Below are 9,301 nucleotides of genomic sequence, written 5' to 3'. Positions count from 1 at the left end.
GGCCAGCTGCAACCATTTCTCTCCGCTCAACGGGTCAACAACCATTTCTCTCCCGTCAACGAGGCCGGGCAGTCATTCGACTACCGTCGATGAGGTCAGCAACCATTTCTCTCCTGTCGACCACTCCTGGCCGCTGAACGACCCACTCGAGCGCCAACTACCTCTCATTTCGACGCGAACCCCCCCACGCTCCGCCGCATCCGGCGTCCCCCTAGGAGTTGTTCAGGTTTGGAATGGGGAGGGGGCGGCGGGGGATTGGTTCGGAGACGACGATCGAGGTGGTTGTTTGGCCGTACATGAGGAAGGTATCGAGGACTTCTTCGAGTTCGGCGATCGAGGGGCCGTGGATCTTGAGGAGGAAGCAGTCTTCGCCGGTGATGCGGAAGCATTCGACCACCTGCGGGGTATCTTGTGCCGCCGCTATGACTTTGGGGAGTTGGCCGGGGCCTGGGCGGATGCGGACCAGGGCGGTGACCGGCATGCCGAGCGCGGCGGGGTCGACTTCCATCCGGAAGCCGGTGATGACGCCGCTGCGTTCGAGGCGTTGCACTCGATCGGTGACCGCGGGCGCGGACATGCCTACCCGGCGGGCGAGTTCGGACATGGACAGCCGTGGCTCGTCGTGTAACTCGTTGAGTAGTCGGACGTTCACCTCGTCCAACAGCCGTGATCGTTCGATGAAGGAATCTTGGCCATTTGGCCTTGCTTTTCCAGACAACTCGCGCCGTCTTCCTGGATAGTGCCATTCCGGCCGTGAGTACTTCCTTGGAAGATACTCCGCATGAACTCGTCTGGGGTCGCTTCGCGGCGAACCGCGCCGCGGGTGCCCGCGACGGCATACTTCGGCGTCGGCGCCATCTTCCACTACCTCGGGCCTGCGTTCGCCGTCTTGCTGTTCGCCAGGGTGGATGTGCTCGGCGTGGCTTGGCTACGGATCGTCAGTGCCGCAGTAGTTTTCGCGGTGTGGCGCAAGCCGTGGCGGTTAGTCCGGCAGCTCACGCCGGAGCAGCGGTGGGTGTTGTGCTGGCTCGGTGTAGTGCTTGCCGCCATGAACGCGGCGTTCTACCTCGCCATCGCACTGCTGCCGCTGGCCACCGTCGGCGCGATCGAGTTCCTCGGCACGATCGTGCTCGCCGCGGTCGGTGTTCGCAACGGCCGCAACGTGATTGCCCTCGTGCTCGCCGTGGGCGGCGTGGTTGTGTTGACCGATATCCGGTTCGCCGGCGCGCCGCTCGGCTTCGTGTTGGCTTTCGCCAACTGCGCATTGTTCATGCTCTATGTGGTCCTCAGCCACCGGGTCGCGAATTCCGGCCCGTCCGGAATCGACCAGCTCGGCGCCGCGATGCTGATCGCCGCTGTGGTCACGGCACCGTTGTGCTTCTACGCCGCCCCGGCTTTCACCAGCCCGGTGACGCTGCTGGCCGGTATCGGCGTCGGCATTTGCTCGTCGGTCATCCCGTACGTGACCGATCAGCTCGCCATGGCTCGGTTACGCCGAGCCACCTTCGCACTGATGTTGAGCATCCTGCCTGCTGTCGCGACGGTGATCGGGATAGTGGTGCTCACCCAAGTTCCCAGCATCCAGGAGCTGGCAGGCATCGCGTTGATCGTCGCGGGTGTCTCCGTTCACCAGCAACCGCGGGAAACCAAGGAGAAGTAATGGAATACATCAGGTTGGGCACCTCTGGCCTCACCGTGTCCCGGCTCTGTCTCGGGATGATGAGTTACGGCAATCCCGCGTCGTGGGAGTGGGTGCTCGACGAGGACGCAGGGGAGCCGATCGTCCGTCGGGCGGTCGAGTCGGGCGTGACGTTCTTCGACACCGCGGACGTGTACTCCGATGGGGTGAGCGAGCTGGTCACCGGACGGCTGCTCGCCAAGTTGTTCCCACGCCGCGACGACTACGTGCTCGCCACCAAGGTCTACTTTCCGACGGGGTCCGGCCCGAACGATAAAGGCTTGTCCCGCAAGCACATCATGGCCGCCATCGACGCCTCGCTGGATCGGCTAGGCGTCGACCATGTCGACCTGTACCAGATCCACCGCTGGGATTACGAGACGCCGATCGAGGAGACCATGCGCGCCCTCAACGACGTGGTCCGTGCCGGAAAGGCCAGGTACATCGGCGCATCGAGCATGTTCGCCTGGCAGTTCGCGAAGGCACAGCAGATCGCCGAGACCAACGGCTGGACGAAGTTCGTCTCGATGCAGAACCACTACAACCTCGTCTACCGCGAGGAGGAACGGGAGATGATCCCGCTCTGCCGCGACCAGGGTGTCGGCCTGATCCCGTGGAGCCCACTGGCTCGCGGCCTGCTGACCGGCTCCCGCCACCGCGGCGGCGGACAGTCCACCGCACGTGCCGAGTTCGATCACATCGCAGCCGACATGTACGTCGACGACGATTTCGACGTTGTCGACGCGGTCCGGTCTGTCGCCGCCGCCCGCGACCTACCACCAGCCCAGATCGCACTGTCCTGGCTACTAGCCCGCCCCACCATCACCGCCCCCATAATCGGAGCAACCAAACCTCAACACCTGGACGACGCCCTCGCCGCACTACGAATCCAACTGAGCGAGACCGAGAATGCCGCACTGGAGGCTCCGTATCGCCCGCACGCCGTGCTCGGCCACCGCTGACACCCGCGCTTGCCGACCCGGACGGCCCGATGATCGAGGTGAATTCGCCCTGCTCGATGCGCAGGCTGATTCCGTCGAGCGCACCGGCATCGAGACCCGTGTTTCAAGGGCGAGGGGAGCCGTACCAGCGCCATTTTGTGAGGGTGGGGTGGTCGGGGAGTTCGGCGCGTCCGGTGGCCCAGAGGAGCGTGGTCCACGGATCCGTAGTTTCCGGTGCGTCTGGAAACAGGCGGGCGAGTACTCGCGTGCACACGTCGGCTGGGGGATTCCAGGCGAGGTCCAGACCTTGGGCCAGATCGTAGGTGTGGACGAGGGTTTCGACGATTCCCATGGCGGCGAAGCCTTCTGGGTCCGAGATGCCGAAGCCGTGGTAGGCGCGGGTCTCCGGCGGCTTCGTGCGCACCATGGCGACCAGCAGCGCGCCGCTCGCCTCCAAGGTTTGCAACAGGCCTGCGGGTCCGGCTGCCCGGTCGGCGTGGATGGCGTTCGCGGGGCCGCCGGGGCGTCGGCTCTCCCACACGAAAGGCACCTCGCCTGCCAAAGGCGGTGTCCTGGGACCCATTTGCACTGCGTACGCGAAGAGATCGTCGCTGAGATGCTCGACGGTCTCCCAGCAGTCCCATTCCAGCGAACCGGCTTTGCGGTCCCACGCCGCTGCGGGCGCGTCACCGAGCAGTGCCACGGCCAACTGCACGGCAAGGTCGAGGTCATCAGCGGTGACGGGGGATCGCTGACTCTTCGTTGATCGTGACATGACCGAACCATACGAGAACCGAAGCGCCACCGCATACCTGCGTGGACGGCCCGAAGTCACCGCTTTGACCGACGGTCGTCACCCGTAAGTGGCTGATACGCGGAACTCGCCATGCCATCGCGGACGTTCTCGGCGAAGGTGCCACACGGCGCGGGCCGACTCCCTACTCGGACGCCCTGATGAGCCGAAGGACTGTGCGACGCAACGTCTTCTGCGCCTGCGGTATCGACATGAGATCGGCTCGCACCTGTTCACCGGCGGCGTGACTCACCGCGATGATCGCGGCAACCAACCACTCCGGGGCGGCGGCCGAATCGAATTCTCCGGCGCGCTGCCCGCGGCGAATCAGTTTCAGGAGTCTGTCTTCGACGGGGACGTGGCGTTCGCGGTCCCGCCTGGGTGCGAATGCGCCGAGTTGGTCGGGGCCGGGTGACTTCCGGAAGAACTGCCAGCCGACGTCGAGCATGCGCAGGAGCGCGTCCGTCGCAGTACCGCTGTCGAGGTCGGCGGCGTCCATGGCGGCGATGGCGCGGCGGGTCGTGTGATCGATGACCGCGTGCAGCAGTTCATCGCGAGAGGCGAAGTGCGCGTAGACGGTCTGGCGGGTCACCCCGGCTTCGGTGGCGATGGCAGCCATGCCGACGTCCGGCCGATCGGCGAGCAAACGAGTTGCGGCGTCCAGAATGTCGGCCCTGCTCCGCTCGGCGTCCGCGCGCCGCTTCGCCCTCGCCTCGGTCAAAATCTTACATCCTTGTCAAAGTTGCCGGGTCTGATCTAGCCTTTACATCATTGTAAGAATTCTACCGCTGGAGTGTTATGAATCCGCGCCCACCCGAGCAGTTCATTGCCGATTTCTTCACTGCGTACACCGCCGCCGCTGTCGACCAGGACAACGATCCCGACGAGGTGATCGATCGCTTCCACACGCTGGACATCGTGCAGGTGGCCGACGGTATCCGGCTCGATCGCGCGCGCCTGGTCGCGCACCTCAAACCGGTGCGAAAGAATTTGCGCGACTATCGATTCGAGGTCCATGAGGCGTTCGTAGACGGCGAACGGTTCGCTGCCCGCATGACCGTCCACGCGCAACTGCGCAAGGCGGACGCCGTGGTCACCGAGGTCTTCATGTTCGGCGAGTTCGCCTCGGACGGTCGACTGCGGCGTGCCGAGCAGCTCACCAGGAAAGTCGGCTGAGGAGAACACCGTGCTCATTCGCTTCGTGCAACCCATTGCCTTGCTCGCGACCGGCCTGCTCGCCGGCGCATTCGGTTACGGCGCAGCCAATCTCGCGCCGACCTTCCATCGCGTGCCGCTGCAGATGCGGCTCGAGTTCCACACCGAGCTGATGAAGAACAACAGCATCAGCATGCAGATCACCATGGCGGCAGCAGCATTGAGCTGTTTCGGGCTTGTCGCGTTGCTGCGTGGCCGGCTCCGTGCGCTGGCCGTCGTAGCGGGGCGTACTGGTCGTGGGATCGTTCCTCATCACCCGGTTGGGCAACGTGCCGATCAATCACCAGATCAACCGTTGGGCGCTGGAAGGCGCACCAGCCGACCATCTTTCGATCCTCACCCGCTGGGACTACTTCCACTACCTGCGCACCGGCACAGCGCTGCTCGCGTTCGCCGTGATCATCGCGCTCACTGTGCGCCCTGGTCTTCAGTCGACGGGGCGGTAGGGCATCGCGGCGTCGAAGGCGGTCAACCAGTCGGCGCCGACTGCGCGATAGCCGAAAGCGGCGTTCAAGGCTGTGATTACGGCGGGCATGTGGCCTGCGCCGTAGACGACGGCGATGACGTCACTGCGGTCCTGGCGTTCCTCGTGGATATCGGTGAGAGCTGCCACGAGCTCCTTGTCGCGGTCGTGCAGGAAGGTTTTGTTCATCAACCGGATTCGGACCTCGGTGTTGTCGTAGACCTCGAATCGACTGCGTAGCAACCATCCTCGGCCGCCGAACGCCATGACGACCACGTAGAAGGGGGTCATCACCAGGAGGTCGAGGTAGGACAGGATCGACATGCGCTGTCTTCGGTTGTGGCGGGAGAGACCCTCCGGCCACACGACCGGAACGCCGAGCGCCGCATGGTCGATGTCTTGGTGCACCAGGGTCCGCGCGGAACGCTGAAAGGTCATGCGCATCGCGAGGATGATGGCGAGGCCGGTGGAACTGGGTGCGTCGGTACCCTCCGAGACGATCAGGTCGCACTGTCGCAGTCGGTCCGCCACTTCGCGATAGAACTGCGGTTGACCGATATGAATCATCGGAAAGAGCCGGAAGGTCAACGGTTTTCCACGCACTCGGAGATCGATGACTGCCGACCGCAGCCCGACGACACTGAATTCGGTGATCTGCACCGCGCACCTCCCCGGCACCGGCAGCGGGAATGCACCCCTCCCGATATGAATCAAGGGTACGGGGGACTGCGCCTCCGCTCGTGCCATCAGTTCCTGTGGCATTGCGGAGTTGGTCGTCTATCGTCACGGTGTTCCCGAAGGCGCCCACTGACCGCACAGCAGGCCTGTTCCCCACCTGGCGGCGATCTTCGCGGGTGATCGAATTCACGCCACGCCAGTAAAGGAATCACGGTGAGCCAGACCGGTGATCCGGCGTGCTCGTCCTTCTATCGTGATGCCCGCCACACATAAGGATTCGTGCATACCGAGCGCAGGGGACAGCCATGACCGTGACCGACGAGTACCTGCAGAACAACGCGGCCTACGCGAGCACCTTCAGCGGGCCGCTGCCGTTGCCGCCCGCCAAGCATGTCGCCGTGGTGGCGTGCATGGACGCCCGGCTGAATGTGTATGGGGCACTGGGTATTCAGGAAGGCGAGTCGCACGTCATCCGCAATGCGGGCGGCGTGATCACCGCCGACGAGATCCGGTCGCTGGCGATCAGTCAGCGCCTGCTCGGCACGCGCGAGATCATCCTTATCCATCACACCGACTGCGGCATGCTCACCTTCACCGACGACGATTTCAAGGCGTCGATCCAGCAGGATGTCGGCATCAAGCCGGAATGGGCCGCCGAGGCGTTCAGTGACTTGGAGACGGATGTGCGTCAGTCGATCGCCCGCATCGTCGCCAGCCCGTACGTCCCGCACAAGGACTCCATCCGCGGCTTCATCTTCGATGTCGCCACCGGCAAGTTGAACGAGGTGGTCGCCGGCTGACGTTGCCGGATCGACCGCACGAGATCCGGGCCTGCGGGCCCGGATCTTTTGTCGTTGGTAGGGCGTTTGTCGCGTGTCTGTTTTGTCGTCATCAGGGCGTTTCGGGCCGAAAATCCGACCCCGCGTGTCGGGTGTTGTGTCGCCCACGTCCCCGCGTGTGGGCGGTGGCTCCGAGCTGGGAAAACGCTACTCACCGGTAGACAAATCGGGCGCGGAATATGGTTGCCTTCGGGCCCCGATGACCCTATTCTCAAGCGCGTGTCGAATCCCGCCGCCCGCCACAGCGCAGCGCTCAACGTCGCAGACCGCGACAGCGTTGCGCTAATTCCGCTTACCGCGATGGTGGCGCGGCGACTCCTCCTCGTAGTAACCCGCCGTAGCGGGGTCTGATTCGGACCGGCCCCCTCGCTGCGGGCTGAACGACTTGTTAGTGCTGGTCCCCTCTGTCAACTGAGCCACGACATTCTCCGGGAAGACCTACGTGCCATGACCATCCTGACGCTTGACACAGACATGTTCCATGCCGCCGCGCCCAAGGGCCTGCGCGCCGAAAGTGCCGATCTCACCGCGGCACAATTCCACGTCCGCTACTGCGGGCACACCGGGCCGATCCGGCTCGGTGACTGGTCGCCTGCGGGTAGCCGCAGCGCGGAATTCACCGCGACGCTCGAGTTCGCCGACCACCTGCGCACGGTCGTCGCCACCGGCAACCCGGTGGCCGCGATGACCTCGGCCCTCTACGAGGAGGGCTATCCGGTCGAGATCCTGCAGTTCCATCAGCGCCACACCGCTGCGGGCACTGCGACCTTCGTGCAGTGCGAATGCAACGGCAGGCGCGGCTGGGGTGCGGCGCTGTCCGACGACAGCGCCGAGTCGACGGTGCGCGCGATGATCGCGGGCGTCAACCGCCTCGGTCGCTGACAACGCAACAGACCGCTCCTCCGCGGAGGGGCGGTCTGTGTGTTTATCGCACAGCCTCGCGGGCTGCTCTTACTCGCTTGTGGCCTGCTGCTCGGCCAGCTGCTTGCGCACCTCGTCCATATCCAGCCCCTTCACCTGCGTGACCAGGTCCTCCAGCGCGGCGGGCGGCAGCGCGCCGGGCTGTGCGAACACCAGCACACCCTCCCGGAAGGCCATGATGGTCGGGATGGAGCGAATGTTGGCCGCGGCCGCGAGTCCCTGCTCGGATTCGGTGTCGACCTTGCCGTGCACGACGTCGGCGTGCTTCTCGGACGAGGCCTCGAAGGTCGGCGCGAAGCTCTTGCACGGGCCGCACCACTCAGCCCAGAAATCGACGAGTACCACGTCGTTCCCGGTGACTACCTCATCAAAATTCTGCTGGGTCAGCGTCTGGGTGGCCATGACGTCCTCTCGTATCGGTATGCCAGCTTTAACGCCGGCCGTTGTCTTTATCTTCCACGGCCGAGACGGCATCCGCGCCGCTGATCGCCCTCCCTGGGCGGGTACCCACCCTCGGCGCCGGGAAATCACCGGCCGACGCGACCACCGGAATTGGTCTCCAGAAGGTAGCGGACGTGGGTCGGTGCGCCGCCGGCCTGCGCACGGCGCGAGGATGATGTGGTGACCGAAGTTAATGCGCGATCGTTGCGGCTCGGCCTGATCGACGGCGACGGCATCGGGCCGGAAGTGGTGCGTGCCGCACGGCAGGTTGTCGACGAGGCGGTGGCGGCCGCAGGTGCGGCGCCGATCGAGTGGGTGCCGCTGCCGATGGGGCATCTGGCGATCGCGGAGCACGGCGATCCGCTGCCGGAACACACCATGGCCGCGCTGGCCGACGTCGACGCCTGGATCCTGGGTCCGCACGACAACGCCTCCTATCCGCCGGAACATCGCACGTCGGTCGCGCCTGGTGGCGCCATCCGCAAGCGGTTCGGGTTGTACGCCAACATCCGTCCGGCCCGCGCGTTCAAGGGCGTGCGCGCCGCGGCGCCGGATATCGACCTGGTGATCGTCCGGGAGAACAGCGAAGGCTTCTATGCCGATCGCAATATGTTCGCCGGGTCGGGGGAGTTCCGCCCGACCGAGGACGTCGCGATGGCGGTCGGCGTGGTGACCAGGCAGGGCTGTGAGCGGATCGCCCACCAGGCGTTGCGGCTCGCCGAGTCGCGGCGTAAGCGGCTCACGATTGTGCACAAGGCCAACGTGCTTCCGCTGACCATGGGCATGTTCCGCGATGTGTGCTATGAGATTGCCCACGGCTATCCCGGCGTGCGGGTCGACGACGAACACGTCGACGCCACCGCCGCGCATCTGGTCCGCGCCGCCGCCGACTACGACGTCTTGGTGACCGAGAACCTCTTCGGCGATATCCTCTCCGACCTCGCCGGCGAGCTGAGCGGTTCCCTCGGGCTGGCCGCGTCGCTCAACTGCTCGGCCGAGCGCGCCATGGCGCAGGCTGTGCACGGCGCCGCCCCCACCCTGGCGGGGCGCAATCGGGCGAATCCGGCAGCATTGCAGCTCTCGTCGGCAATGCTGTTGCGCTGGTTGGGGACTCGCGATCACAACGGCGCATTCGGACACGCCGCCGAGCGCATCGAACGCGCGGTCGCAGCCACCTTCGAGGCGGGCATCGCCACCGCGGACCTGGGTGGATTGGCCTCGACGAGCGAGTTCACGGAACAAGTTTGTGCTAGGGTCCACCGCCGGTAGTCAGAGCGTGTGTAGCTCGGAGTGTTCAGCGGGTAACGGATGAATCTTCCGTTACTGTCCAGC

13 protein-coding genes are annotated in these 9,301 nt (G+C 65.2%); 7 read left to right on the top strand and 6 right to left on the bottom strand.

Going from position 1 to position 9,301, the window contains the following annotated elements:
• Positions 1 to 211: 211 nt before the first annotated feature.
• Positions 212 to 652 (bottom strand): Lrp/AsnC family transcriptional regulator, encoded by a 441-nt coding sequence (locus NA11_RS30970; protein ID WP_245746286.1) that lies wholly within the window; start codon positions 650 to 652, stop codon positions 212 to 214.
• A 129-nt stretch (positions 653 to 781) separates the two neighbouring features.
• Here NA11_RS30970 and NA11_RS30965 point away from each other — a divergent pair, with 129 nt between their 5' ends.
• Positions 782 to 1,660: an EamA family transporter gene (locus NA11_RS30965; protein ID WP_069165574.1), complete on the top strand. Its 879-nt coding sequence runs from the start codon at positions 782 to 784 to the stop codon at positions 1,658 to 1,660.
• Positions 1,660 to 2,640, top strand: coding sequence for an aldo/keto reductase (locus NA11_RS30960; protein ID WP_069165573.1), 981 nt, complete (start codon positions 1,660 to 1,662; stop codon positions 2,638 to 2,640). The genes NA11_RS30965 and NA11_RS30960 overlap by 1 nt, the downstream gene beginning before the upstream one ends.
• A gap of 103 nt (positions 2,641 to 2,743) precedes the next feature.
• Here NA11_RS30960 and NA11_RS30955 read toward each other — a convergent pair whose 3' ends face one another.
• Together NA11_RS30955 and NA11_RS30950 are read right to left on the bottom strand one after the other, a co-directional pair.
• On the bottom strand, positions 2,744 to 3,394 hold the full coding sequence (locus tag NA11_RS30955) for a maleylpyruvate isomerase N-terminal domain-containing protein (protein WP_069165572.1): 651 nt from the start codon (positions 3,392 to 3,394) through the stop codon (positions 2,744 to 2,746).
• Positions 3,395 to 3,557: 163 nt separating this feature from the next.
• Positions 3,558 to 4,133 (bottom strand): TetR/AcrR family transcriptional regulator, encoded by a 576-nt coding sequence (locus tag NA11_RS30950; RefSeq protein WP_069165571.1) that lies wholly within the window; start codon positions 4,131 to 4,133, stop codon positions 3,558 to 3,560.
• Between the two features lie 77 nt (positions 4,134 to 4,210).
• Here NA11_RS30950 and NA11_RS30945 point away from each other — a divergent pair, with 77 nt between their 5' ends.
• On the top strand, positions 4,211 to 4,588 hold the full coding sequence (locus NA11_RS30945) for a nuclear transport factor 2 family protein (protein WP_069165570.1): 378 nt from the start codon (positions 4,211 to 4,213) through the stop codon (positions 4,586 to 4,588).
• Here the strand turns inward: NA11_RS30945 and NA11_RS46765 are convergent.
• Positions 4,569 to 4,880 (bottom strand): hypothetical protein, encoded by a 312-nt coding sequence (locus NA11_RS46765; protein WP_245746281.1) that lies wholly within the window; start codon positions 4,878 to 4,880, stop codon positions 4,569 to 4,571. The genes NA11_RS30945 and NA11_RS46765 overlap by 20 nt on opposite strands.
• On the opposite strand from NA11_RS46765, the gene NA11_RS46760 reads away from it, so the two are divergent.
• Positions 4,864 to 5,073: an anthrone oxygenase family protein gene (locus NA11_RS46760; protein ID WP_245746279.1), complete on the top strand. Its 210-nt coding sequence runs from the start codon at positions 4,864 to 4,866 to the stop codon at positions 5,071 to 5,073. The two genes, NA11_RS46765 and NA11_RS46760, sit on opposite strands and share 17 nt — an antisense overlap.
• Here the strand turns inward: NA11_RS46760 and NA11_RS30935 are convergent.
• Complete coding sequence (locus tag NA11_RS30935; RefSeq protein WP_069165569.1) at positions 5,055 to 5,750, bottom strand: hypothetical protein; 696 nt, start codon at positions 5,748 to 5,750, stop codon at positions 5,055 to 5,057. The genes NA11_RS46760 and NA11_RS30935 overlap by 19 nt on opposite strands.
• 323 nt (positions 5,751 to 6,073) lie before the next feature.
• Between NA11_RS30935 and NA11_RS30930 the strand changes: the two genes are divergently transcribed.
• The gene (locus NA11_RS30930) at positions 6,074 to 6,568 is read left to right on the top strand and encodes a beta-class carbonic anhydrase (protein ID WP_069165568.1); all 495 of its coding nucleotides are present in this window, start codon (positions 6,074 to 6,076) and stop codon (positions 6,566 to 6,568) included.
• Between the two features lie 486 nt (positions 6,569 to 7,054).
• Complete coding sequence (locus NA11_RS30925; RefSeq protein WP_069165567.1) at positions 7,055 to 7,489, top strand: alpha-isopropylmalate synthase regulatory domain-containing protein; 435 nt, start codon at positions 7,055 to 7,057, stop codon at positions 7,487 to 7,489.
• Positions 7,490 to 7,558: 69 nt separating this feature from the next.
• On the opposite strand, the gene trxA is transcribed toward NA11_RS30925, so the two are convergent.
• Positions 7,559 to 7,930 (bottom strand): thioredoxin, encoded by a 372-nt coding sequence (gene trxA / locus NA11_RS30920; RefSeq protein WP_069165566.1) that lies wholly within the window; start codon positions 7,928 to 7,930, stop codon positions 7,559 to 7,561.
• Between the two features lie 219 nt (positions 7,931 to 8,149).
• On the opposite strand from trxA, the gene NA11_RS30915 reads away from it, so the two are divergent.
• Positions 8,150 to 9,238: an isocitrate/isopropylmalate dehydrogenase family protein gene (locus NA11_RS30915; RefSeq protein WP_069165585.1), complete on the top strand. Its 1,089-nt coding sequence runs from the start codon at positions 8,150 to 8,152 to the stop codon at positions 9,236 to 9,238.
• The last annotated feature ends 63 nt before the right edge of the window (positions 9,239 to 9,301 follow it).

This window comes from Nocardia altamirensis NBRC 108246 (genome assembly GCF_001612685.1).
GTDB classification, from domain to species: domain Bacteria; phylum Actinomycetota; class Actinomycetes; order Mycobacteriales; family Mycobacteriaceae; genus Nocardia; species Nocardia altamirensis.
Note: the sequence above shows the minus strand (reverse complement) of the source record. Positions and strands in the feature narration are given on the sequence as shown.

Coding starts and splice junctions, on each gene's coding strand:
- NA11_RS30945 (WP_069165570.1), top strand. CDS start 4,211: ATGAATCCGCGCCCACCCGAGCAGTTCATTGCCGATTTCTTCACTGCG.
- trxA (WP_069165566.1), bottom strand. CDS start 7,930: ATGGCCACCCAGACGCTGACCCAGCAGAATTTTGATGAGGTAGTCACC.
- NA11_RS30955 (WP_069165572.1), bottom strand. CDS start 3,394: ATGTCACGATCAACGAAGAGTCAGCGATCCCCCGTCACCGCTGATGAC.
- NA11_RS30965 (WP_069165574.1), top strand. CDS start 782: ATGAACTCGTCTGGGGTCGCTTCGCGGCGAACCGCGCCGCGGGTGCCC.
- NA11_RS46765 (WP_245746281.1), bottom strand. CDS start 4,880: ATGAGGAACGATCCCACGACCAGTACGCCCCGCTACGACGGCCAGCGC.
- NA11_RS30930 (WP_069165568.1), top strand. CDS start 6,074: ATGACCGTGACCGACGAGTACCTGCAGAACAACGCGGCCTACGCGAGC.
- NA11_RS30925 (WP_069165567.1), top strand. CDS start 7,055: ATGACCATCCTGACGCTTGACACAGACATGTTCCATGCCGCCGCGCCC.
- NA11_RS30960 (WP_069165573.1), top strand. CDS start 1,660: ATGGAATACATCAGGTTGGGCACCTCTGGCCTCACCGTGTCCCGGCTC.